Raw genomic sequence first — 22,494 nt, forward strand, 5'->3', positions numbered from 1 at the left:
TTCAACCTGTTAAAAGACGACAAAAGACTTATAATGAGGATAGACTTTTACAGATAAAGGAGCTTTTTCTATGAAAATCCTCACAACCCGCTTCGGAGAACTAGACGTGAATGAAGACAGCCTCATCACATTTACGAACGGAATCCCCGGACTTGAACAATACACGACATATTGTCTATTACCCGCTGATGAAGAGAATGAGTCGCCGTTTTTCTTTTTGCAATCAACTGAGGAAAGCAGTTTATGTTTCATTCTTGCTGACTCATTCAGTTTCTATCCTGACTATGAAATTCAGTTAGATGAAGATCTATTGCAAGAGTTATCGATTGAAGAGTCAGCACACGCGATGGTACTTTCCGTCCTAACGGTGCAGGGGTCGCTACAAGAAGCAACGATAAATTTAAAAGCACCGATTATCTTGAATCCAACTCGTGGAAAAGGGAAGCAAATCGTGTTGAGTAGGGATTTTCAAATAAAAGCTCCGTTAGTGGCTGCGGAAGAGGGAGGCAGGTAACATGCTTGTACTCGGACGTAAAAAAGACCAGTCGATCATCATCAACGATGAAATCGAGCTAAAGGTCATCAGCATTGAAGGGGATACCGTGAAGCTCGGGGTAGAAGCTCCAAAAAACATCAGCATCCATAGAAAAGAAGTGTACGTGGAGATTCAGGAAGAGAATAAGCTGGCATCCTCACAAGAGATCAATCTCGAGGAGTTAAAAGGTTTCCAATTTAATCGATAGGCAAAGAACCGCTATAAAGCACATAGCGGTTCTTTTTAATTTATTTTTCTAAAAACTATAAACAACTGAATTTTCCAGCCGATAATGAAAATATCAGGAAGTCCAAACGGATGTGGGCTTTCTAGAAAACACATTACACGGAGGTAATTTAGAATGAGAATTAACCACAATATCCAAGCGATGAACACGTACCGTCAGATGAACGTGAACCAAAATGCGGCGAGCGGATCAATGGAAAAGCTTTCTTCTGGGCTTCGTATTAACCGAGCTTCGGATGATGCAGCCGGTCTTTCAATTTCCGAAAAAATGCGTGGCCAAATCCGTGGGTTGGATCAAGCTAGCAGAAATGCTCAAGATGGCATCTCACTAATTCAGACTGCTGAAGGAGCATTGTCAGAAACACACTCTATTTTGCAACGTATGCGTGAACTAGGTGTTCAAGGAGCATCATCAACATTACAAGATCAGGATAGAGGCGCGATCAAAGACGAATTGCAACAGCTACAAAAAGAGATTGACAGAATCGCTGATACTACTCAGTTTAACGGTAATAAGCTAATTAATGGCGATATGAAGTCAGAATTTGCTAATGTTGGAACAAACTTATCAGCAAGTACCACTTCATTCGACAATTCTAAAGGGATTAAAATTGATACTACAGGTGCTGATGGCGCTTATTATGAAGTAGAGACTACAGTAGGTGGTTCAGGGGAATTAACTTCATTAACTTTATCCAAGCTATCAGGTGCTGCTGGAACGCCAGTTGAAACACAGACGTTTACAGGAGCTGATTTAAGTGCTGCAGCCGGCCAAGAAAAAGATTTTGATTTCAGTTCCATTGGCGTAAAAGTTACTTTAGATTCTACTTTCGATACTGCTGCTGCTCTATCAGCAAATAATGAGTTTCAAGTTGATACTTCTACTACAAGTGATGTAAGCATTCTAATTGGTGCGAATAGCGGTGAATCTCTTGATTTCTCAATTAACAATATGGGAACATCTGCATCTGCCTTGGACCTTTCTAATGCTCGTATTGATGTAACGACATCTGCTAATGCACAGAATACAATCGATAATATTGATTCAGCGATAAAGAAAGTATCTGAAGAGCGTTCAAAATTAGGTGCTAGTCAAACAAGACTAGAGCACACTATCAACAACCTAAGTACTTCTTCGGAAAACCTTTCTGCCGCTGAATCACGTATCCGCGACGTAGACATGGCGAAAGAAATGATGAACATGACGAAGGAAAACATCAAATCTTCAAGCTGCTCAAGCTATGCTTGCGCAAGCTAACCAGAACCCACAGCAAGTACTTCAACTTCTTCGTTAATTTCTTTTAACTAGGCCTTAGATTTCATCTAAGGCCTTTTTCTTTGAAGGGGGTGGTTTGATATGGATATTGCTGCGCTTTCGATGGTATTAAATCAAGCAAAGGTCCAGCAGCAGGTTAGTGTCTCGCTTACAAAAACCGCTATGAATCAAGCACAGGAAAATTCGAATGGGCTTGTGAAGATGATGGAGCAAGCCGCGCAGCCTCATCTTGGTGGTTCAATCGATGTGAAGAAATAAATCTCATTAGAGGTCGGGTTTAATGTAACTCTTATTGAAGGGGATCGGACCATGGAAATAAAGACAATTTCAAATCAACTACCTGGTATAGGGAAACAAGTTCAACAGCCCGTTGAAGGTAAAGAAATAAAGGAACTAAAAGAAGAGAAGAAAGAACCGAAAGAGAAGGTTCACACAAAGGAACAGGTTGTTCAACAGATCGATCAGCTGAATGATTTTATCATGCCAGTGAAAACGAACCTTAAATTCCAACTGCATGATAAGTTGAACGAGTATTATGTACAAATTGTTGATAGTACCAGTGAGGAAGTCATCAGAGAGATTCCTTCGAAGGATTTTCTCGATCGGTATGCAGCGACCGCTGAACTCCTTGGTTTTATGGTGGATCAAAAAGTATAGAGTCTTGAGAACCTTCTACAATGAGGGTTCTTTTTTTATAGTACTATTTACATCTAAAAAAACGGTGTATCTTTGCCGATAGTATGTGTATGAGTGATGAACGGAGGAGATGTTCATGAGAATTTCCGGGATGGCATCGGGAATGGATATCGATCAGATGGTGAAGGATCTGATGAGAGCGGAACGGATACCGCTCGATAAATTATCACAACAAAAACAAACTGTGGAATGGCAGAAGGATTCGTATCGTGAATTGAACACGATGATGTCGGATATGAGAAGTGCGGCATCAAAATTGCGACTTCAGTCCACTTTTAACGCATATAAAGCAGGTTCATCGAACGCGAGTGCCGTTACGGCAGAAGCTACGTCTAGTGCAGCACCTGGTTCTTATGCTGTAGTCGTGAACAGCCTTGCTGAGAGTGCGAAGTTAACATCAGCGCAAGGGATCAAGAATGAAGCTGGCGCTGCTGCAAAAGGGACTGATAAAGTCCTGCAGGCAGGTGATGCCGACACCACCTTTAACCTTACGAACGGAAAAGGGCAGGAAGCAACCATTACGATAACAGCTGCCGACACATTTAAGAGTCTAGCAACAAAGATTGCTGAGGCAAAAGACGATACGACTGGTGAAACGCTTGGCATGAGAGCGAATTTCGACGATACGACTTCTCGATTCTTCCTCTCGACGAAAGCGATGGGTGGAGATGAATCGATCACTCTCTCGAATTTTAGTGATGGCACTGTAGAAAACCGACTCTTTGGAGGAGCGACTACTGCGAATGGAGCATACGGTTCGGTCACATTTGATGGCATCACGGTAAATGATCTAAAAAAGAACGAAACAACAATCAATCATATCAAGCTTAATCTTGTTGAGAAGGGAACGTCGACGGTTTCGATTCAAAGTAACCCTGAAGCACCCTTCGAAAGTATTAAGTCCTTTGTAGAGAAATATAACGAGTTCATTGAGAAAACGCAGGGGGTACTCACTGAAAAGCGGCACAGAGATTTTCCACCTTTAACGGATGCGCAGCGGGAAGATCTTTCTGATAAAGAAATCGAACTCTGGGAAGAGAAAGCAAAGAGTGGTTTGCTACAAAGCGATGCAACGGTGAGAGGCATTGCGAGCGATCTTCGAAGTGCTTGGATGAATCCTGTTAGCGGTACTGCCGGTGGGGAGCTATCCATGCTTTCAGAAATTGGCATCAATACAGGTTCTTATCGTGATGGAGGTAAGCTTTTCATCGATGAAGCGAAACTGAAAAGTGCTATCGCGCAAAAGCCCGATGAAGTGATGAACCTATTTACGAAAGGCGACGCAGGAATTGGAGACCGCATCTACAAGCAGGTGAATGAAGGAATCGATCGTCTTGGGAAAAAAGCGGGTACGCCTGGCGTGTTGGTCGACACGAGCTTTTTATCGAAGCGGTTGGATAGCATCAACGAACAGATGGATCGCTGGGAAGATAAGCTCGGCTCCATCGAAGATCGCTATTGGAAGCAGTTTTCCGCCCTTGAAACAGCGATGGATCGAATGAATCAACAAAGCATGTGGGTACAACAAAACTTACTTGGTGGGATGTAAAATGAAAAGAATTGATGCCTTGAATCAAATGCACGTCGTGACAAATCAAATCGTAAAATCACTCGATGGGCTAAAGCCTTCGATGGATGAGAACGGTCCAGAAGATCTTGAAGGGATCAACAATATGATTACCCGTCGTGAAGAGACGATTCAACTTTTAGATAAGGCGATGAAAAAAGAAGGAAACGACTGGTCACAAGAAGAGCGGATCATGCTTCAGCAGTTGAATAAGCTTGAAGAAACGATCCAACCCAGGCTTTCTGATCTGTATGCTGCGTTTTCTGAGCAGATGAGACGTTTGCAGCAAGGAAAGACAGCGGCATCTAAATATAATGCTGGACAAGCTTACACAGACGGCGCATTTTTCGATAAGAGGAAATAGGGGGAACGTTCGATGGCTATGCAAAATCCTTATCAAACGTATCAACAAAATTCGGTCGCTACTTCATCTCCACAAGAACTTACGCTAATGCTGTATAACGGATGTCTTAAATTTATTCGGATGGCAGCAATTGCTATGAAAAAAAACAATGTTGAAGGTAAGCACACCAATATTATGAAAGCACAAAACATTCTAGAAGAGCTACGCGCAACGCTAAATATGGATATGGAGCTTGCGAAATCGATGGATTCACTTTACGAGTTCATGATTGGTCAGCTTGTATCTGCGAATATCAATAACAATATAGAGACACTCCAAGAAGTAGAAGAGCTAGCAGAAGAGTTTCGAAATACTTGGAAAGAAGCTATGGAACAGAAATAAGCGGTATTGAGGGTGAAAGCTTTGGAAAAAACATCACTGTTCGGATTATTGCTCGGCTTTTTCGTCCTCGTGGGCGGATTGATTTTGAAGGGAGCCAATCCAGCTGCTCTACTTAATCCAGCTGCCCTCGTTATTATATTTGTCGGGACAGCCGCAGCACTGTTGATCGGTTTTCCGTTTTATGAAATTAAGAAATTTCCGGTTTTATTAAAGATTATTTTCACAAACCAAAAATTAGTTTCTGCAAAAGAAATTATTCCGATGTTTCGCGAATGGGCGACGATTGCTCGTCGGGATGGTTTGCTGTCACTAGAAGATAACCTTGAAAACCTAGAAGATGATTTCCTGAAAAGAGGCTTTCAGATGGTCATCGATGGACATTCCCGGGAAATTATTGAAGAGATACTAGTAGAAGATATCGAAGCGATGAAGGAACGGCATCGTGCGGGAGCGGGGATTTTCACACAAGCAGGAACATACGCACCTACGTTAGGGGTTCTTGGTGCAGTAGTAGGACTTGTAGCGGCACTCAGTCACCTTGGTGATATGGAGCTATTAGGAAAATCTATCGCAGCAGCATTCATTGCAACGCTGTTTGGGATTTTCACCGGATACGTTCTTTGGCATCCATTCGCTAATAAGCTGAAAAGGAAGTCTAACGCTGAAGCGCAAATTAAGATGATTATGCTTGAAGGGTTACTAGCCGTACAATCTGGGGCAACACCTACGATGGTCGAAGATAAACTACTTGTCTATCTTCCTGAGAAAGAGCGAAATCTTGATAAGACTAAGAAATCAGGTGACGTCAAAGTCGGAGAGGGAGTAGGTGCCGATGCGTAGGAAAAGGCATGAAGAGCATGAAGAACACGTCGATGAAAGCTGGCTAATTCCTTATGCAGATATGCTAACGCTACTTCTTGCCCTTTTCATTGTTTTATTTGCAGCAAGCACGGTAGATGCAAAGAAATACGAAGCGATTTCAAGGTCGTTTGAAGAAGTGTTGAATGGTGGTACAGGTGTGCTAGAAAGTGAGCCATCGGTGATGAAGCCTGAGGATGACTCGTTCGTTGGGTTAACGGAAGAACTAGACAAAAACAGTGAAGAGGATTCAGAGAATCTTGATGTGGATGAAACTGAGAAAGATGAAGAAGAACTAGAGGAAGATTTAAATAATCTACAAGAGTTAAAAGAACGGATCGATCAATACATTTCAAAGCAAAGTCTCGATTCGTATTTGAAAACGGACTTAACAGAGGAAGGGTTATTGATCACGATCAAAGAGGCTGCTCTGTTTAATAGCGGACAAGCTTACTTAACGAGTGATGCGAAGGGGATTGCTAGTGAAATTTCCCGTTTCCTAGTAACGGATCCTGCAAGAAACATTACTGTGACAGGACATACTGATAACAAACCGATAAAGACTTCTCAGTATCCGTCAAACTGGCATCTTAGCTCAGATCGAGCGCTGAACTTCATGACGGAGCTTTTAAAGAATAGTAAGCTAGATCCAAAGCTTTTCAGTTTTACAGGTTATGGAGAGTATCGTCCGGTCGCCTCGAATGATAGTGAAAAAGGCAGAACGAAAAATAGACGAGTTGAAGTGTTGATCCTGCCTTATGATGTTGAAAATTAACGTTAGAGGTGAATAGATGAAACGTATCATATTAATTATTTTGGCCACTCTTGGAGTCGTTGGAGGAGGGGCCTTGGCAGCAGTATTCTTCTTAGACATCGATCTTGGAAAAGTACTTGCACAGGAGGAGAAAGAGCCGACTGCTGAAGAACTAGCAGCAAGAAGCTATAGCATGGAGTCGATTACGACGAATCTACTGTCTGATCATTATGCTGTTGTTCAGCTAAACTTGTTAGCAGACGGGGGAAAAAGCTATCATGAAATTGAAGTTCGTAACCCCGAATTAAAGTCAATCGTCATATCGACCCTTGCAAGTTTATCTAGAAACGATTTAAAAGGTGCAGAAGGTCTCAAAACGTTTGAGGAGAGCATCAGAAAGCAAATTAATGACGTATTGCAAGATGGTGAAATCGAGAGAGTACTTGTAATAGATTTCAAAATTCAGTAAATAGTAAACTTTTACAAAGAAATTTCCGATATAAACGGTAAGATGCTCAAAATAGGGTACGAATAATAGAAGAAGGAGTAGTATTACTATTATCGGAGAGGGGTGAACGGATTGAACGTTAATAAACCGTCAGCACCACCATTTGTTAACCCTTACAAAAAGCACAATCCTGTTACAAAAGTCGAGCAAGTGAAAAAAGCTCCTCGTGAAGATGAGCTACAAATCTCAAACAATGCGAGAGAACTATACACGATGAAGACAGAAGAAAAGCGGGAAGCCAAAATAAACTCGATTCAAAAACAAATTGATGATGGAACATATAGGATCGATAGCAAGAAAACAGCCGAAAAACTGTTTGATCAGTTGTTTTAACAGGAGGCAGCAAGATGGGGCAACAATTATTGGCTACATTGAGCAACATGATAAATTTGCATGAGGAATTAATGTCTCTCGGTGAGTCGAAGAAAGATGCGCTCATCGAGCGAAATGTAAACAGTTTGTCAGAGGTGATGAAGGCAGAGAGAGAACTCCTACAAGCTCTAAGTGTAGAGGAAGAAAAGCGGCAGGAGCTTGTTGAGGAGCTTGGTGGAACAGGTCAAACGCTTAAAGAGGTGCTGACAAAGCTCAGCCCGGCTGTTAGAAGAATAATCGAAAGCCGAGCAGTCACCTTAAAGCAAAAAGCAGAAGCCTTACAAGTCTTAAATGAACAAAATGATGTTCTATTGAAAGATGCAATGGCTTTCGTTCATCATATGATCGGACATCTGACAGCGTCCCCAGAGCAACCCCTTACATACACAAGACCAAACCAAAAACCGGCCTCATCGACACCGAGAGGGTACTTCGACACAAAAGCATAGGCTTTAGAAAGGAACGTGACAGTATGACGTCTACATTTCATGGGTTAGAAATCGGAAGGAGAAGTTTGTATACGCAGCAAACGGCACTATCGACCACAGGTCATAATATCGCGAATGCAAACACTCCTGGTTATTCCAGACAGCGTGTGAATATGGAGGCGACTTCGGCGATTACGAATCCTTATCAAAGCGGCGGCTCATCATCTGAACTAGGAACTGGCGTAAGCGTTGGATCCATCGAGCGAATTCGTTCAGAATATCTAGACACACAGTATCGTAGCCGAAATGCTACGCTAGGCTCAGAGTCTATGAGGCTAGAAACGCTTGAGCAAATCGAGATGATGTCAGCAGAGCCAGGCGAGAACGGACTGAATGCTTCACTAAATAAACTCTGGTCTGCTTTCGAAGACCTTTCGGCTAATCCAGATAGCCTTGCAGCGCGTTCTGTCGTCGTTTCACGGGCAGAAGAGGTACTTGATAAGGGAAAAGCATTTAATAAAGACCTTACGAATCTATCAGATAGTCTGCAATCACAGAAAGAAGCTGTGATTAAAGATATTGATTCTCTTTCAAAGCAGATCGATGAATTAAATAAAGAAGTCGTTCGTACGAATGGTGCCAATGATATTAAAGATAAGCGTGATCAGCTGATCGATGAACTTTCTGGTCTTATCGATATAGAAGTGACGGATAAGAGTAACGGTGAACGAGATGTTAAATACGATATTGCAGATGCAAAGGCAGGTAAGCTCAAGGGTCTCGAAGAGTCAGCAGCCTTCACGAAGAACGTGCAACAAAATTTAAACGCTGTGTTTGAAAAACTAGCTCCTGAAATCAATACTCTTGCAACGTCTGGTTATTCTCTCGTGAAAGTAGACGGCGCGATGCAAAAAGGAGAACCTCTTTTTGATGTAAGTAAAGGTGAGGGAAGCTATCTTGAGCGTATGAGTGTTAATTCGGAGGTCAAGTCGAATCCTGCTAATTTAGCAGCCTCGTCTACCCAGGGAACAGTTAGTAACGGTGACCTCGCTGCAAAGATAAGTGATTTGAAAAACAAATCACTATCTTTCGATCTAGCAGGATCTGATGACAAAGTAGATGCGACGACCAACGATTTCTACAGCATGCTCATCTCAGACATCGGGTCGAAAACACAGTCCGCCGAGCGTGCTGTGGCGAACAATGATACTGTGCTTCAGTCAATTGAATCGAACCGGCTTTCAATCAGCGGTGTATCGCTCGATGAAGAAATGGCAAATCTTGTTCAGTTCCAACACGCATATAATGCAGCAGCACGGTATGTAAGTACAACAGACGAAATTCTTGATGTAATCATCAACCGAATGGGCATCTAACGGGAAAAGGAGTCATATGATGAGAATTACACAACAAATGTTAACTCAAAATGTTACAAATCAGATGAATCGAAACTTGACCCGGTTAGAACGAGCAAATGAAGAAGTATCGACAGGAAAGCGCATCAACAAACCTTCTGACGATCCGATGGGTACAGAAAAATCGTTGAAGCTTTCGTCAGAGCTTGCAAACAACGTACAGTTCGAGCGAAATGCTGACTACGCACAATCATGGTTAGAAGTAACCGAGCAGTCACTAAGCAGTGTTTCTGATCTTCTACAACGAGCAAATGAGATTGGACTACAAGGAGCAAATGGAATTAATTCTCCCGATGAACTAAAGAATCTTGGAAAAGAAATCGATCAGCTTCGTGATGAACTCGAAAATTTAGCAAACACGAAACTAGATGGAAAGTATATCTTCAATGGGCAGAAAACAGATCAGCCAATTGTGATCGAAGAATCTGGTAACATCATCAACGATGACCAGCCTCTCAATCAGCGATTATCACCTTTTAGTTCAATGACCATCAACGTTCACGCTGGTGAAGTATTTGGTGGGGAAGACAACTTGTTTAAATCACTCGATGATTTATCTGCTACATTAAAAAGTGGTAATGAAAGTGGCCTTCAAGATGCGATTGGTAGAATTGAAAAAGGATCGGATCAGGTGCTCAACAAGTGGACATCCTTAGGAGCGAAACAATCGAGGGTAGAGAGCTTGTCACAGCGATTGAAAGAAGAAAACGTTTCGCTGCAAAAGCTCGTTTCAAAAAATGAAGATGTGGATATTGCAGAAGCGATCATGAAGCTGAAGTCTGAAGAGAGTGTGTATCAAGCTTCACTTGCATCGAGCGCAAAAATCATACAGCCTTCTCTAATGGATTTCCTTAGATAAAAAACACTCATCCAACGTGGATGAGTGTTTTTCATTATCGCTTAATTGTATTCGCAAGGCCCATCATTTCATCAGCCATCTTCATCGCTCGGCTTTGAAATTGTAAAAGGCGTTGCGTGGTGAGCATTTCTGTCGTTTCATTCGCAAGATCAACGTTTGACATTTCAAGGAATCCCTGTTTCACCTTATATCCTGAATCAGCGACTTCACCTTCGCCTTCACGGAGTCGGAATTCATTTCCGCCTTCGCTCAGAAGGGATTGAGGACGGTCGATTCGAGCTACGCTCAACTCGAATGTCGCTTCGTTATCGCCAACATTGATTTCACCACTATCAGAGATCACAAACCTGGATGGTTCGCTATCAAAAGAAATAATGTCACCATTTTTATCGAGTACATTGCTACCGTTTCTGGTTACAAGATTGATTCTGCCATCCTCTGTATTTTGAAGTTGGAATGAGCCATCTCTCGTGTAATGAGTAGCGTCACCATTTTGAACTCGAAAATACACATTCTCTCCCTCTAACATCACATCAAGGTTTCGACCAGTTTCATTAGCTGCTCCTTGATCTGTTCGGAGGTTCGTCATAGCGACCTTGGCTCCGTAACCTACTCGTAGGTTTTCAGGAGTTAGTCGACCGGGTTCAGTCGTTTCACCTGTATTATTCTGAAACTGTTGAGTTAATAAGTTTTGAAAGCTTGCTTCCCGTCGTTTATATCCGACTGTGTTTACATTTGCTATATTATTCGCGATTGAATCCATTTTCTTTTGCGTCTGGCTCAATGTTGAAGATGCAATATTCATCTGGATGTTCATTCAAAACCCTCCTAATACACTCTACCAATGTCATTAACTGATTTGTCGATACTTTGATCGTAGGTTTGAAGGACGCGTTGGTTCGCTTCGTACATTCGGTAGGTGTTGAGCATATCTGTCATAGTCGTCGTGAGATCTACATTCGATCCTTCAAGAAATCCTTGCTCCACGGTATATTGAGTGAACTCAGTAGTACGAATGTCACGTGGTGCATTATTGTCATCTCCAGACCATTCGAAAACGCCGTTTCCTCGCTGATTTAATCCTTCAGGATTACCAGTATACCCAATCCATATCTCTTGTTCATTTCCATTTGCTTCAACAAGCTTCCCATCTTTTAGCGTGAATTGCTCACTCGAAAGTTGAATGGGGGCGAGGTTAGTATTCAGTACACGATATCCTTCACTCGTAGTCAAAAAGCCTTCTTCGCTTACCGTAAAGTTACCGTTTCGTGTATATCGGATAGCGTCATCCTCTGTTCTTACCCCAAAAAGAGCGATGCCTTTCTTCCCTGTATCTTCATCGGTAGGAAGGTTCTCATCAAGAAGAGCAAGGTCAGTTGTATTTCCAGTTTCCTTTAATGTGCCGCTAGTAAAAAGCGGAACGCCTTCTTGAGTATATACACCATGAGAAAGATCTCCGACTCTCTTGTCACTTTGCGACGATGTCGTATTTCGTTCTTTTAATAAATATTCAGGAAAAGAACGAATGACAGCTTGATCTTGTTTAAAGCCAGGTGTCTGCGCATTCGATAGATTATTTGTGAGGTATTGCTGCTTTCGTTCACTCGCCATCATCCCCGAGGTTGCAGTGTACATTCCTCTAAACATTTTTACCTCCTCAGTAGTCCCTTTTAACTATAATTCTTGGATATTATTCTCATTATAACGTTGAAATATGGAAAAAATAAGTGTAAAAAGTCGTTTATTAGGTTAAAACTCTCATTTACTATTAATTTTGACAGTGCTATGCTAAAAACAGAGAAAATATTGTCGAATGAAGATTATAATGGAATGATATCCATTTATTGTAAAATAAACCTAATATTTCATGAGGAGTGTGGAATGCTTCGTGAAGGTATTTCAATCGATTAATCCGCTTCATAATGCGTTGAATGCTTCGATGACTCAACAGCGGACCATAACGTCTAATATATCTAATGTTGATACCCCTAATTACAAACGGAAAACCGTTTCGTTTCAGGATAACCTACAGGAAGCCGTGAATCAGCGCTTCCAAAGCTACAAATCAAACCCCAACCATGTGTCTTTTAGTACTGAACAAAACTCGTCTGCAAATGTCAAAGTGAAAACTGAGCGTAATACATTAAGTAAATCAAACAAGAATAACGTTGACATGGATGTTGAGATGGCAGAGCTTGCGAAGAACCAGCTCTGGTATAATTCGATGATCGAGAAAACAAACAGCCAGTTTCGTGATCTGCAAACTGCTATTCGAGGGAGCTGAACGAAATGAAATTGTTTAATGGATTCAATACAAGTGCTTCTGGACTCACGGCCAATCGTTTACGAATGGACGTCGTTTCTTCAAATATTGCTAATGCGGAAACAACTAGGTCGGAGTTAGTAGATGGTGAATGGCAGCCCTATAAGAGAAAAGTCGTTCAGCTTCAGGAAAATTCTTTTGAAAACCAGTTGCAAGCGGCGATGGGGAAGGGGAAATCATCTTCTGGAGTGAAAGTATCTGACATAACAGAGGATCGTGCACCCAATAAACTTGTCTATCAACCTACTCATCCAGATGCAAATGAAGACGGGTATGTAGAATTGCCCAATGTTGATATGGTGAAAGAAATGGCCGACCTTATGTCTGCTTCACGATCATATGAAGCAAATGTGACGGCTCTTAATGCAACAAAAAGTATGTATATGAAAGCCCTTGAACTTGGGAAGTAGTTTAATAGCCTTTTGGGAGGAATAACATGAACACGATTAATGCGCTTCAAAGTACACCGCTTCAAACAGCTAATTCATCTCAACCAAAAGAAGCTACAGGGGATTTTGGCAATATGTTAAAAGATGCAATTCAGCAGGTGAACAATACTCAGGTTCAATCTGAGCAAATGTCACAAAAGCTCGTAACGGGTGAGGTACAGAATGTTCATGAAGTGATGATCGCAGCAAAAAAAGCTTCTCTCTCACTCAATTTGACAGTAGAGGTTCGAAACAAGGTGATCGAATCTTATCAAGAAATCATGCGTATGCAAATGTAGTTCTTCAGGGATGGATGGCAGATGAATGAACAATTACAAAAAATGAAAAGCCGCTGGGGCGAAACATGGAGTAGTTATTCCGCTAAGACAAAATGGCTGATAGGTGGAACATTTCTAGCAACGCTACTAATCCTTCTATTCCTTGTTTTCTGGATGTCTAAACCAAATTTGACACCTATTTATTCCAATCTCACTCCGACTGAGGCTGGAGAGATCAAGGGAGCGATCGAGCAAAAAGGGATTGCAGTAGAAGTTTCATCAGATGGAACAACGATCAGTGTTCCAAAAGCGGAAGCTTCAGATCTAAAGGTGAGTTTAGCAGCAGAAGGAATTCCTAAAAGCGGTAATGTAAACTATAGTATCTTTAGCGAAAACATGGGTATGGGAATGACGGATAAGCATTTTGATGTGGTCGAGCGGGATGCGATGCAAAATGAACTGAGCTATTTAATTGAGCAGATCGACGGCATCCAGCAGTCCAAGGTCATGATCACCCTTCCGAAAGAAAGTGTGTGGCTGAATGAAGAGAGCGATGTAGCTACTGCATCAGTTGTAGTTACAAGAGAACCTGGATTTAACCTTGATCAGGGACAGGTGAATGGACTTTATCACGTTATTAGTAAAAGTGTTCCGAATCTTCCAATCGAAAATATCGTTGTGATGGATCAGAACGGATCGTCTTTTGATTATGGTGAAAATAAGTTGGACACAACGCTATCAGCTTATCAGCAACAGGAAGAAATACGTCGTGGTATTGAAAAAGACATGCAAAAAGACCTCCAGCAGATGCTAGGGTTGCTTCTTGGTCAAGACAAAGTAGTCGTATCTGTCATGACGAGTGTCGACTTCACAAAAGAAAAACGAGTCGAAGACTTGGTTGAGCCTGTCGATGAAGAAACAGGAGAAGGTATTGATATTAGTGTTGAGAAAATTATGGAAACATACTCCGGAAACCCTGATGCCGCTACAGATGGCACTGGGACTGCAGAGGGAGAAATTCCAAACTACAACGCTGATGATCCAAATGCTGAAGGCGACGGTTCATACGAAAAAGTTGAAGAACGCATCAATCGAGAAGTCAATCGAATTCATAAAGAAGTAGAAGAAAGTCCCTATGTAATCGACGATATTACGATTAACGTTGGAGTTGAACCTCCAATCGCTGACGACGTAACGTCTTTAACAGCAGCTCATGTAGAAGATATTCGCACTGTGCTAAAAAATGTTGTCCGTACTTCTTTAAGTGGAAGTGACGTGCCTCTTGAAGATGCAGATTTAGAAGAGCGCATCTCTGTATTTCCAAACGAATTTAGAGGAAAACCTGGTTATGTAGCACCAGAAAAGAGCTTCTTCTCAAGTACACTCGATACAATTCCAATGTGGGTTATTTATGCAGCAGGAGCAGGTGTTGGAATCCTTCTTATAACAGGGACGATGCTTCTATTCCGAAGAAAAGGTAAGCGAGAGGAAGAATATGAAGAGTTTGAAAGAACCTATGCACCGAGCGAATCAGAAGACCACTACCTTCCTCGAGAAGAAGCAAAGGAAGTCGATCTTACTCCAGAGGTTATTTCAGGTAGAGATGAAATTGAAAAGCTCGCAAAAGAAAGTCCAGAGGACTTTGTTAAATTATTAAGGATATGGATGAACGAAGACTAGGAGGGGCTATTTGGTGAGTAAAACGAAGGGAATATCAGGCACGCAAAAAGCAGCAATTTTACTTACATCTCTCGGCCCTGATTTATCAATTCAAACGTTCAAGCATCTGACTGAGAAGGAAATCGATAAGCTTGCGCTTGGGATATCAGAGCTTAGTAAGGTAGAAACCGGCGATCGTGAAAACATTATGGAGGAATTTATTCATATGGTTAAAGCGAAGGACTACATTGCTGCGGGTGGGATAGATTTTGCTAGACACGTGTTAGTTGAAGCGCTTGGCTCGAAGAAAGCAGAGGAGATTCTGGCTCGACTACAGTCTACTACGCAGGCGAAACCATTTGCATTCGCTCGAAAAGCTGACCCGGAGCAGATACTGAATATCGTTCAACAAGAGCATCCTCAAACGATTGCCCTTATCCTTTCTTATTTAGATTCACAGCAAGCATCCAAGATCTTGTCATCACTTCCTCAAGAGAGGCAAGCGGATGTTGCTAGACGAATTGCCTTGATGGAAAGTACTTCACCAGAAGTGATCAGCAAGCTAGAGGACATCATCGAAAGAAAATTAAATGCCAGCGGTTCACAAGATTATACGTTTACCGGAGGAGTAGAATCGATTGTAGAAGTACTGAGTGGTGTTGACCGTAGTACTGAAAGAACGATCCTAAGTTCACTCGAGAAGGACGACCCGAAGCTTGCTGAAGAAATTAAACAGCGCATGTTCGTATTTGAAGATATCGTTCTACTAGACGATCGTTCCATTCGTCTTGTAATCAGTGAAGTGAAGGATGACGACCTATCGATTGCGCTTAAGGTAGCAAGTGAAGAAGTAAAAGACCTTATCTTCCGAAACATGTCAAACCGACGTGTTGAAACAGTTAAAGAAGAACTTGAGTTGATGGGGCCACTTCGCCTTAGTGAAGTTGAAGAAGCTCAGACGAGGGTAGTCTCTGTTATTCGATACCTCGAAGATACCGGAGAGGTCGTAATCGCGCGTGGTGGAGGAGATGATGTGATTGTCTAATATCATTCCGAAGTCTTACAAAGGAACAGACGATGTACCAAAAGTACTTGGTCAAAGAGAAATAGCTGAACCTAAGAAACAACGAGTATTACAATCACGGCAGTTAACGGTTGAGGAAAAGAAATCACATTTACTTCAACAGATGATTCGGCTAGAAGATCAATATCACACGATCCGTACTCGACTGCAAAATGAGGAAGAGCAAGTTCTATCAAGTCTAGATCAAAAGCAGCAGCAAAAAGAAGAAGAGTGGGAAAAGCTTGCTGAACAAAAGTATAGAGAGGCCGAGGATAAAGGCTTTGATGCTGGTTACCAGGCTGGTCTTCAACAAGTGCAGTTTGAGCTCCAAGATAAACGAAATGAAATAGAATCGATTTTAACAGAGGCTTATAAGAAAAAAGACGAATTGATTCAAAGTGCTGAACCGTTCCTTCTCTCGCTTAGTACTTCGATCGCGAAGAAAATTATGTTGAGAGAATTAAAGCAATATCCCGAATCGATTTCTGAGATGGTCCGACAAACGCTACAACGTATTCAAGACCGAGGGGAAGTCGTACTTCAAGTTTCGGTTGAAGACTATACACACATTACTCCGATGGTAGAGGAGCTTGAGAAGCAGCTCGATGGTCATGCGAGCTTAAAGCTTATTCCCATGAGTGATCTCCCTCCTGGATCTGGCATGATTCACACACCTAGTGGTAGCTATGATATCTCGTTCCATAGCCAACTAAACGAAATTAAAAAGCAGTTATTTGCACTCTATGAGGAGAATGGAAACGATGAGCATTAAGGTAGATCGTTATCTTTCGCACTTGGATTCGATCCAATCTGTTCAAAAGTATGGAAAAGTTACGCAAGTAATTGGATTAACAATTGAATCAATGGGTCCTGAGGTAAAGATGGGGGAACTTTGCTATTTACAACCGGGTCCAGGTCATACGCCGATTGAAGCAGAAGTCGTAGGATTTCGTGAGAACAGAGTTCTGCTTATGCCGATGGATGACCTATCAGAAATTGGTCCAGGTTGTCTCGTTGTTGCAACAGGTGAACCGCTAGAAGTGAAAGTAGGCTACTCTATTCTTGGTAGTATCCTTGACGGCAGAGGGAAACCACTTGATCAAACGGTTTTACCCGGGGGGCTGAAAACAGTCACGACACATAGGCAGCCACCTAATCCGATGACGAGACCAAGGATTTCAACGCCATTCCAGCTAGGAGTTCGCGCGATCGATGGGTTATTAACGGTCGGACATGGTCAGAGAATCGGTATATTTGCAGGAAGCGGCGTTGGAAAGAGTACGCTCATGGGGATGGCAGCTCGAAACTCCGAGGCTGATGTGAACGTGATTGCCCTTATCGGTGAACGAGGGAGAGAAGTTAGAGATTTCATTGAGCGAGATCTTGGTGAAGAAGGTTTGAAGAAATCGGTCATCGTCGTAGCGACATCTGATCAGTCGCCACTTCAAAGAATTAAAGGTGCACTTACTGCAACGTCAATCGCTGAATATTTTCGTGATGAGGGGAAGAACGTCATGCTTATGATGGATTCCGTCACGCGTTTTGCGATGGCTCAGCGTGAAGTGGGGCTTGCGATTGGAGAACCTCCAACAAGTAAAGGCTATACACCGAGTGTTTTTGCATTATTACCAAAATTGCTAGAACGCTCCGGAACATCGCATAAGGGTTCAATTACTGCTTTTTATACCGTGCTTGTTGATGGGGACGATATGAACGAGCCTATTGCAGATGCTGTTCGCGGAATATTGGATGGTCATATCGTTCTCGACAGAAAACTTGCTCAGAAAGGGCAATACCCTGCGATAAACGTCTCACAGAGTGTTAGCCGGGTAATGAAAGAAATTGTGCCTCCGGAACATATGGAAGCAGCTAATGAATTGAAGCGACTTCTCTCTGTTTACAACTCTTCTGAGGACTTGATCAATATCGGTGCTTATAAATCAGGGACAAACAGCAATATCGATAAAGCGATCGCAAGTCATTCAGAGATTGAGCGATATATCAAGCAAGGAACAGATGAACAGGCATCGTTCCAAGAAAGCCAGGAGTGGCTTTTATCAAAGTTTGGAAAGGATGAATAGTCATCGCACGTTACCAATTTCCATTTCAGCGTATTCTCGATGTGAAGGAAAACGAAAAAGAACAAGTGCAGCTTGAAATGGCTGAAACATTGAAAGTTCAGAGTGATCTAGAACAAGAGATAGCCACTCTAGAACAAAAATTGAATACGATGCGACAAGCCCTAGAACAACGGCAGTTCGAAGGCCTTTCCGTAACAGAATTGATAAAAGAAGAAGCCCACATTTCCTATTTAGACCAGAAACTTGGTGAAAAGAAAATGTATCTCAAACAGTTAGACGAGCGGGTTTCAGATCATCAGGAGAATTTGGCAGAGAAAGTGCGAGAAGAAAAAACGTGGCAATCGATCAAAGAAAAAAGACGTGAAGAGCATAACAAAGAAATCCAAATCTTCGAACAAAATGAACTCGACAGCTTCAATACGGTTAGAGCGTATTTGCAACTTAAGAATGGGTAGCGTGTAGAAAGGGTGAAAAGGGTGCGAAAGAAGCGGAACCATACATCGATAAAGGAAGTCTTCATACACAATATTTTTCTGCCGCTGACTTTCGTAGTGACGGTACTGCTGATCATTCTCCCATTCATGGGATATGACCTTATCGCTATCGCATCTAATGCCAGCGAAAAACCAATTACATACATTCAGAATACGTTCGCGGCAGAGCTTTCGGAAGGTGACGCTGAGGAAGAACCAGATTTCGAAAAAAAGGTTGAAGAGCAAGAAAAAGAGATTTATAGGCTTACAAAAACGGTTAAGGAGCAAAAAAGCGAACTAGCCGAGTACAAGAATGAAATAGAAGAGCTTAATAAAGAAAGAAAGCAAGAATTGAAAGACAGAGAAGAGCGAGAGAAAAAGCAACAGAATCTCGCGACGATGTACGAAGGGATGACTCCTTCTAAATCAGCCGCGATCATTGAGAAACTCACTCTTCATGAAGCGGCGCTCCTGCTCGATAAGATGGGGGGCACCGAACAAGCCGCGATTCTTGGAAAGATGAATACTGCTGTAGCTGCTGATATTACCATTGCACTAAGAGATCTTGATAAAGCAGACCAACCAGAAGTAGAAGCTATGCAAGAAAGACTTTCGCTGTTAATGAATGCGATCGAACGAAAAGATAGTTCGATCGCAGTCGAAGATCTCGCAAAGCAGATTGAGGGAATGGAAGAAAAGAAAGCGGCAGGGATTTTAGAAGCGATGAGCGGAGATAAAGAAGAGAAGAAAGTCGGTATTCAGATTCTTTCAGAGCTTGATGAATCAAAGCGAACGTTGATTCTTGAAGAAATGGATGAATCAGTTTCTTCTAAGTATGTAGCGGAGTTAGCGAATTGACTTAAGAGGAGGTGATGATGTGAGTAAGACGATTCAACCCCTTGCCAAAGGTACGCAACGTTCTCCTGCAACAAAGGGAGAGGCGCCCAAAGGCAATTCTGAATTTGAAAAGCTACTAACAAAGCTTGCCAATGTAGAAGAGACTCCAAAGAAAAAAAGTCAGGATCCTCTCGTTCTTGCAGAAGGAGTTACTGAAGAGGGACAAGACGAACCGTCAGAAAGCGGAGCTTTCCCCTTGCAAGCGATAGGCGAAAAGCTTGTGAATCGCACAAACCTTAAGCAACTGCTTTTGGCTACCCCGAAAGGTAATGGATCTGACGTAGCTGTTCATGGTTTTACGAAAGAAGAGTTGCTGAAACTTGATTCAGGTCAGCAAAAAAAGCTCATGCAAACTGTTGCTGACGCAACGGTGAAAATGAGTGAAGAAGGCGAACTGAAAGCAATTGAAAGTAAGCAAACAGTGTTGAAAATGGCTGAACAAATTGAGCCTTTGTTAGTAAAACAACAGCAGTCGGATCTTCAAGCATTGCTAAAGAGAAATGGGATCGACATCCCACCTAGTTTGATGACTGGAAAAGGGTTAGTTCAGGATTTAGCGGCTCCACTCGAAACAGCTACCGTCCAAGCTCCTGAGGAAAATGAACAAGTTCAAGCAAAACCGTTGGCAGAACCTCTACTGCAAACATCAGTGAAAGAAGAAATGCCGGTTGTAAGAGCACGTCAACTTACAAATGATTTCAGTCAGCTTTTAGATCGAATGCAAGTGATGAAAAACGGTAAAGAATCGCAGCTTCGAATCAAACTAGCACCTGAAAACCTAGGGCAGTTAGACATACGGTTAACAACAGTTGAAGGAAAAGTGACTGCTCATATTGCAACAACTACGGCAGCAGCGAAAGAGATGATCGAAGGACAGCTACATCAGCTGCGACAAACATTTGTGCAACAGGGAATCCAACTCGACAAAGTAGAAGTCGTTCAGCAATCGAGCCAATCGCTTTTACAAGACCAACAGAGTCATCAGCAGGGACAGCAGCAGTTTGGGCAAGGAAAGCATCGCCAGGAGAAGCCCTCTGGTCAGTATGAAGTTGAAGAAAACCCTGTTGTAACCCATGAACATGAGCAAGAAGAGACGATAGGAATTAATTATTCCGTTTAGGAGGGGTGGTATGAATACAGGTTCAGTTACAAGCACAGCAGCTGCAACAGCACAGCGTCCCAAATTGCCAGGACAGCTTGGAAAGGACGACTTCTTAAAAATCCTAGTAGCACAGTTAGGGAATCAGGATCCTATGAAGCCAATGCAAGATACCGAATTCATCGGACAGATGGCACAATTCAGTTCGCTTGAGCAAATGACGAATATGAACAGTTCTCTGACTCAATTTGTGAATAACCAGCTTCAAGATTCAATAACAGATCATGCTCATTTAATTGGAAAACAGGTGAAATGGCGTGAGAATGATGAACTGAAAGCTGGGGAAGTATCGGCCGTGGTGTTTAAAGAAGGGAATGTTCTAGCAGAGCTGAAAGATGGAACACAGGTGAATATCTCCTTGTTAGAACGTATCGAAACGGGGGAGTGAGATGACGAAGCTGCAGATTCATGAGAGGTACCATCCGAACCAACCGCTCGTAGCACCAAAAAAGCAGCCACCCAAAGCATTTGCAGAACAGCTGAAGCAAACTTTACATAAACCAGTTTCCTTCAGTCACCATGCAGAGCAAAGGTTAGCGCAGCAAGGTATCTCGCTCTCTAACGTTCAGCTAAAGAAGCTGAATGAGGGTATCGAAACGGCTCGCGAAAAAGGTTCTCAAGATTCACTACTGCTTATGAAAGATCTTGCGTTTGTTGTAAGTGTGAAGAATAACAAGGTGATTACCGCGATGAAGCAAGAGCGGATGGAAAATCACATCGTAACGAAAATCGATTCAGCGTTAATTTTATAAAAGAACAGGCTGGACCATATGATGGAGGCCTATCGCTGTGGACCGATTGAAGCAGCGACTTATAATCAAGGGGGAAAACACATGCTACGTTCTATGTACTCAGGTGTATCGGGAATGAAGGGGTTTAATACAAAATTAGATGTGATCGGAAATAATATCGCCAATGTGAACACTGTCGGGTTTAAGAAGAGCAGAGTAATGTTTCAAGACTTGCTCAGTCAGAACATGGGTGAAAGACAGGTGAATTCAACTCAGGTCGGTCTTGGGGTAACTGAAGGATCAATCGATACGTTACACACGACGGGGTCATTTATGACGACTGGTGTACAGACGGACCTTTCAATTGAAGGAGATGGCTACTTCCGAGTACAGCGTGAAGTTAACACAGGAGGCACACCTATAACTGAAGAACTTTATACGAGATCTGGAAACTTCTATTTGAATAATGAAAACCAACTAGTTACCTCACAGGGATACTATGTGCTAGATGAAGATGGGAAGAAAATCGAGATTGACTATCCTTATACGATTAATCGAGAAGGGCAAATCAATGAAATGGGAACTGATGGTAAAGCGATACCTCACGGGAAAATAAGCATGGGAGTGTTTAGTAACCCTTCAGGTTTGTCAAAAGATGGAGGATCTATGTACGAGGAAACTACAAAGTCAGGTACTTTTTCCCAAGGTTTACCTGAATCGTCACGCGTCGTATCTGGTCAGCTTGAAATGTCTAACGTAGACCTTACAGAAGAATTCACGGAAATGATCGTTGCACAGCGAGGATTCCAGGCTAACTCAAGAGTGATTACCACCTCAGATGAAATCCTTCAAGAAATCGTCAACTTAAAACGATAGGGGGTAGGAGCTGAGGAAGGTGTACCTTTCTCGGCTCGTTCTGTTCTTATGATTACATTAACGAAACTAAACAAAGAATCATTTACTCTTAATGCCGTTTATATCGAAAAAATAGAAGCCACACCAGATACGATGATTTTCTTGACCAACGGAAAACATTACGTCGTGCTTGAGCCTGTTGAAGAAGTCAAAAGAAGAGTAACGAAATTTTACCATGATATTCAAATCTTGAAGTAGTGGCTAGTAGAAGGAACGGGGGTGACAACT

30 protein-coding genes and 1 pseudogene are annotated in these 22,494 nt (G+C 42.2%); 29 read left to right on the top strand and 2 right to left on the bottom strand.

Annotated features, from left to right (window positions below):
• The first annotated feature begins 70 nt into the window (after positions 1 to 70).
• The 15 genes and pseudogenes from fliW (at position 71) to flgL (ending at position 10,259) form a co-directional block, all read left to right on the top strand.
• The gene (gene fliW, locus SJY16_RS01605; RefSeq protein WP_377887317.1) at positions 71 to 514 is read left to right on the top strand and encodes a flagellar assembly protein FliW; all 444 of its coding nucleotides are present in this window, start codon (positions 71 to 73) and stop codon (positions 512 to 514) included.
• A 1-nt stretch (position 515) separates the two neighbouring features.
• On the top strand, positions 516 to 743 hold the full coding sequence (csrA, locus tag SJY16_RS01610) for a carbon storage regulator CsrA (protein ID WP_377887318.1): 228 nt from the start codon (positions 516 to 518) through the stop codon (positions 741 to 743).
• Positions 744 to 896: 153 nt separating this feature from the next.
• Positions 897 to 2,076, top strand: a pseudogene (locus SJY16_RS01615) (flagellin N-terminal helical domain-containing protein).
• Positions 2,077 to 2,138: 62 nt separating this feature from the next.
• A complete protein-coding gene (locus SJY16_RS01620; RefSeq protein WP_377887319.1) occupies positions 2,139 to 2,315 on the top strand; it encodes a YjfB family protein in 177 nt (58 codons plus the stop codon).
• A gap of 51 nt (positions 2,316 to 2,366) precedes the next feature.
• Complete coding sequence (gene flaG, locus SJY16_RS01625; protein WP_377887320.1) at positions 2,367 to 2,714, top strand: flagellar protein FlaG; 348 nt, start codon at positions 2,367 to 2,369, stop codon at positions 2,712 to 2,714.
• Positions 2,715 to 2,829: 115 nt separating this feature from the next.
• Positions 2,830 to 4,302, top strand: coding sequence for a flagellar filament capping protein FliD (gene fliD, locus SJY16_RS01630; protein ID WP_377887321.1), 1,473 nt, complete (start codon positions 2,830 to 2,832; stop codon positions 4,300 to 4,302).
• A gap of 1 nt (position 4,303) precedes the next feature.
• Entirely contained in the window at positions 4,304 to 4,684 is a 381-nt protein-coding gene (gene fliT / locus SJY16_RS01635) for a flagellar protein FliT (protein WP_377887322.1), read from the top strand.
• A gap of 12 nt (positions 4,685 to 4,696) precedes the next feature.
• Positions 4,697 to 5,065, top strand: a complete 369-nt coding sequence (fliS, locus tag SJY16_RS01640; RefSeq protein ID WP_377887323.1) for a flagellar export chaperone FliS — start codon at positions 4,697 to 4,699, stop codon at positions 5,063 to 5,065.
• 21 nt (positions 5,066 to 5,086) lie between these two features.
• Positions 5,087 to 5,905 (top strand): flagellar motor stator protein MotA, encoded by an 819-nt coding sequence (motA, locus tag SJY16_RS01645; RefSeq protein WP_377887324.1) that lies wholly within the window; start codon positions 5,087 to 5,089, stop codon positions 5,903 to 5,905.
• Positions 5,898 to 6,698, top strand: a complete 801-nt coding sequence (motB, locus tag SJY16_RS01650; protein ID WP_377887325.1) for a flagellar motor protein MotB — start codon at positions 5,898 to 5,900, stop codon at positions 6,696 to 6,698. The genes motA and motB overlap by 8 nt, the downstream gene beginning before the upstream one ends.
• 16 nt (positions 6,699 to 6,714) lie before the next feature.
• On the top strand, positions 6,715 to 7,146 hold the full coding sequence (locus SJY16_RS01655; RefSeq protein ID WP_377887326.1) for a flagellar basal body-associated FliL family protein: 432 nt from the start codon (positions 6,715 to 6,717) through the stop codon (positions 7,144 to 7,146).
• Between the two features lie 111 nt (positions 7,147 to 7,257).
• Positions 7,258 to 7,518, top strand: coding sequence for a flagellar biosynthesis anti-sigma factor FlgM (gene flgM / locus SJY16_RS01660; RefSeq protein WP_377887327.1), 261 nt, complete (start codon positions 7,258 to 7,260; stop codon positions 7,516 to 7,518).
• 14 nt (positions 7,519 to 7,532) lie between these two features.
• On the top strand, positions 7,533 to 8,006 hold the full coding sequence (locus SJY16_RS01665; protein ID WP_377887328.1) for a flagellar protein FlgN: 474 nt from the start codon (positions 7,533 to 7,535) through the stop codon (positions 8,004 to 8,006).
• Between the two features lie 23 nt (positions 8,007 to 8,029).
• Entirely contained in the window at positions 8,030 to 9,361 is a 1,332-nt protein-coding gene (flgK, locus tag SJY16_RS01670; protein ID WP_377887329.1) for a flagellar hook-associated protein FlgK, read from the top strand.
• 16 nt (positions 9,362 to 9,377) lie between these two features.
• The gene (gene flgL / locus SJY16_RS01675) at positions 9,378 to 10,259 is read left to right on the top strand and encodes a flagellar hook-associated protein FlgL (RefSeq protein ID WP_377887330.1); all 882 of its coding nucleotides are present in this window, start codon (positions 9,378 to 9,380) and stop codon (positions 10,257 to 10,259) included.
• 34 nt (positions 10,260 to 10,293) lie between these two features.
• Here flgL and SJY16_RS01680 read toward each other — a convergent pair whose 3' ends face one another.
• Positions 10,294 to 11,076 (bottom strand): flagellar hook-basal body protein, encoded by a 783-nt coding sequence (locus tag SJY16_RS01680; RefSeq protein WP_377887331.1) that lies wholly within the window; start codon positions 11,074 to 11,076, stop codon positions 10,294 to 10,296.
• Positions 11,077 to 11,087: 11 nt separating this feature from the next.
• Entirely contained in the window at positions 11,088 to 11,906 is an 819-nt protein-coding gene (locus SJY16_RS01685; protein WP_377887332.1) for a flagellar hook-basal body protein, read from the bottom strand.
• A gap of 241 nt (positions 11,907 to 12,147) precedes the next feature.
• On the opposite strand from SJY16_RS01685, the gene flgB reads away from it, so the two are divergent.
• The 14 genes from flgB (at position 12,148) to SJY16_RS01755 (ending at position 22,464) form a co-directional block, all read left to right on the top strand.
• Positions 12,148 to 12,543, top strand: coding sequence for a flagellar basal body rod protein FlgB (flgB, locus tag SJY16_RS01690; RefSeq protein ID WP_377887333.1), 396 nt, complete (start codon positions 12,148 to 12,150; stop codon positions 12,541 to 12,543).
• Positions 12,544 to 12,548: 5 nt separating this feature from the next.
• Complete coding sequence (flgC, locus tag SJY16_RS01695) at positions 12,549 to 12,992, top strand: flagellar basal body rod protein FlgC (protein WP_377887335.1); 444 nt, start codon at positions 12,549 to 12,551, stop codon at positions 12,990 to 12,992.
• A 26-nt stretch (positions 12,993 to 13,018) separates the two neighbouring features.
• A complete protein-coding gene (gene fliE / locus SJY16_RS01700; protein WP_377887336.1) occupies positions 13,019 to 13,309 on the top strand; it encodes a flagellar hook-basal body complex protein FliE in 291 nt (96 codons plus the stop codon).
• A gap of 21 nt (positions 13,310 to 13,330) precedes the next feature.
• On the top strand, positions 13,331 to 14,968 hold the full coding sequence (fliF, locus tag SJY16_RS01705; protein WP_377887338.1) for a flagellar basal-body MS-ring/collar protein FliF: 1,638 nt from the start codon (positions 13,331 to 13,333) through the stop codon (positions 14,966 to 14,968).
• A 10-nt stretch (positions 14,969 to 14,978) separates the two neighbouring features.
• Positions 14,979 to 15,992 (top strand): flagellar motor switch protein FliG, encoded by a 1,014-nt coding sequence (gene fliG, locus SJY16_RS01710; RefSeq protein ID WP_377887339.1) that lies wholly within the window; start codon positions 14,979 to 14,981, stop codon positions 15,990 to 15,992.
• On the top strand, positions 15,985 to 16,782 hold the full coding sequence (locus tag SJY16_RS01715) for a FliH/SctL family protein (protein WP_377887340.1): 798 nt from the start codon (positions 15,985 to 15,987) through the stop codon (positions 16,780 to 16,782). The genes fliG and SJY16_RS01715 overlap by 8 nt, the downstream gene beginning before the upstream one ends.
• Positions 16,772 to 18,091, top strand: coding sequence for a flagellar protein export ATPase FliI (fliI, locus tag SJY16_RS01720; RefSeq protein ID WP_377887341.1), 1,320 nt, complete (start codon positions 16,772 to 16,774; stop codon positions 18,089 to 18,091). Before SJY16_RS01715 ends, fliI begins: the two co-directional genes overlap by 11 nt.
• 2 nt (positions 18,092 to 18,093) lie before the next feature.
• Positions 18,094 to 18,546 (top strand): flagellar export protein FliJ, encoded by a 453-nt coding sequence (gene fliJ / locus SJY16_RS01725; protein WP_377892016.1) that lies wholly within the window; start codon positions 18,094 to 18,096, stop codon positions 18,544 to 18,546.
• 21 nt (positions 18,547 to 18,567) lie between these two features.
• The gene (locus SJY16_RS01730; RefSeq protein ID WP_377887342.1) at positions 18,568 to 19,422 is read left to right on the top strand and encodes a MotE family protein; all 855 of its coding nucleotides are present in this window, start codon (positions 18,568 to 18,570) and stop codon (positions 19,420 to 19,422) included.
• A 19-nt stretch (positions 19,423 to 19,441) separates the two neighbouring features.
• A complete protein-coding gene (locus tag SJY16_RS01735; RefSeq protein WP_377887344.1) occupies positions 19,442 to 20,581 on the top strand; it encodes a flagellar hook-length control protein FliK in 1,140 nt (379 codons plus the stop codon).
• A 10-nt stretch (positions 20,582 to 20,591) separates the two neighbouring features.
• Positions 20,592 to 21,008 (top strand): flagellar hook assembly protein FlgD, encoded by a 417-nt coding sequence (gene flgD, locus SJY16_RS01740; protein ID WP_377887345.1) that lies wholly within the window; start codon positions 20,592 to 20,594, stop codon positions 21,006 to 21,008.
• 1 nt (position 21,009) lies between these two features.
• On the top strand, positions 21,010 to 21,372 hold the full coding sequence (locus SJY16_RS01745) for a TIGR02530 family flagellar biosynthesis protein (RefSeq protein ID WP_377887346.1): 363 nt from the start codon (positions 21,010 to 21,012) through the stop codon (positions 21,370 to 21,372).
• 81 nt (positions 21,373 to 21,453) lie between these two features.
• Positions 21,454 to 22,227, top strand: coding sequence for a flagellar hook-basal body complex protein (locus tag SJY16_RS01750; RefSeq protein ID WP_377887347.1), 774 nt, complete (start codon positions 21,454 to 21,456; stop codon positions 22,225 to 22,227).
• Positions 22,228 to 22,275: 48 nt separating this feature from the next.
• Entirely contained in the window at positions 22,276 to 22,464 is a 189-nt protein-coding gene (locus SJY16_RS01755; protein WP_377887348.1) for a flagellar FlbD family protein, read from the top strand.
• Positions 22,465 to 22,494: the final 30 nt, after the last annotated feature.

Source organism: Alkalihalobacillus sp. R86527 (assembly GCF_042466185.1).
GTDB lineage: Bacteria > Bacillota > Bacilli > Bacillales > Guptibacillaceae > Guptibacillus.

What these genes read in the sequence shown, in the direction of transcription:
- fliW (WP_377887317.1), top strand. Translation starts at nt 71, where the DNA reads ATGAAAATCCTCACAACCCGCTTCGGAGAACTAGACGTGAATGAAGAC.
- csrA (WP_377887318.1), top strand. Translation starts at nt 516, where the DNA reads ATGCTTGTACTCGGACGTAAAAAAGACCAGTCGATCATCATCAACGAT.
- SJY16_RS01620 (WP_377887319.1), top strand. Translation starts at nt 2,139, where the DNA reads ATGGATATTGCTGCGCTTTCGATGGTATTAAATCAAGCAAAGGTCCAG.
- flaG (WP_377887320.1), top strand. Translation starts at nt 2,367, where the DNA reads ATGGAAATAAAGACAATTTCAAATCAACTACCTGGTATAGGGAAACAA.
- fliD (WP_377887321.1), top strand. Translation starts at nt 2,830, where the DNA reads ATGAGAATTTCCGGGATGGCATCGGGAATGGATATCGATCAGATGGTG.
- fliT (WP_377887322.1), top strand. Translation starts at nt 4,304, where the DNA reads ATGAAAAGAATTGATGCCTTGAATCAAATGCACGTCGTGACAAATCAA.
- fliS (WP_377887323.1), top strand. Translation starts at nt 4,697, where the DNA reads ATGGCTATGCAAAATCCTTATCAAACGTATCAACAAAATTCGGTCGCT.
- motB (WP_377887325.1), top strand. Translation starts at nt 5,898, where the DNA reads ATGCGTAGGAAAAGGCATGAAGAGCATGAAGAACACGTCGATGAAAGC.
- SJY16_RS01655 (WP_377887326.1), top strand. Translation starts at nt 6,715, where the DNA reads ATGAAACGTATCATATTAATTATTTTGGCCACTCTTGGAGTCGTTGGA.
- SJY16_RS01665 (WP_377887328.1), top strand. Translation starts at nt 7,533, where the DNA reads ATGGGGCAACAATTATTGGCTACATTGAGCAACATGATAAATTTGCAT.
- flgK (WP_377887329.1), top strand. Translation starts at nt 8,030, where the DNA reads ATGACGTCTACATTTCATGGGTTAGAAATCGGAAGGAGAAGTTTGTAT.
- flgL (WP_377887330.1), top strand. Translation starts at nt 9,378, where the DNA reads ATGATGAGAATTACACAACAAATGTTAACTCAAAATGTTACAAATCAG.
- SJY16_RS01680 (WP_377887331.1), bottom strand. Translation starts at nt 11,076, where the DNA reads ATGAACATCCAGATGAATATTGCATCTTCAACATTGAGCCAGACGCAA.
- SJY16_RS01685 (WP_377887332.1), bottom strand. Translation starts at nt 11,906, where the DNA reads ATGTTTAGAGGAATGTACACTGCAACCTCGGGGATGATGGCGAGTGAA.
- flgC (WP_377887335.1), top strand. Translation starts at nt 12,549, where the DNA reads ATGAAATTGTTTAATGGATTCAATACAAGTGCTTCTGGACTCACGGCC.
- fliE (WP_377887336.1), top strand. Translation starts at nt 13,019, where the DNA reads ATGAACACGATTAATGCGCTTCAAAGTACACCGCTTCAAACAGCTAAT.
- fliF (WP_377887338.1), top strand. Translation starts at nt 13,331, where the DNA reads ATGAATGAACAATTACAAAAAATGAAAAGCCGCTGGGGCGAAACATGG.
- fliI (WP_377887341.1), top strand. Translation starts at nt 16,772, where the DNA reads ATGAGCATTAAGGTAGATCGTTATCTTTCGCACTTGGATTCGATCCAA.
- flgD (WP_377887345.1), top strand. Translation starts at nt 20,592, where the DNA reads ATGAATACAGGTTCAGTTACAAGCACAGCAGCTGCAACAGCACAGCGT.
- SJY16_RS01745 (WP_377887346.1), top strand. Translation starts at nt 21,010, where the DNA reads ATGACGAAGCTGCAGATTCATGAGAGGTACCATCCGAACCAACCGCTC.
- SJY16_RS01750 (WP_377887347.1), top strand. Translation starts at nt 21,454, where the DNA reads ATGCTACGTTCTATGTACTCAGGTGTATCGGGAATGAAGGGGTTTAAT.
- SJY16_RS01755 (WP_377887348.1), top strand. Translation starts at nt 22,276, where the DNA reads ATGATTACATTAACGAAACTAAACAAAGAATCATTTACTCTTAATGCC.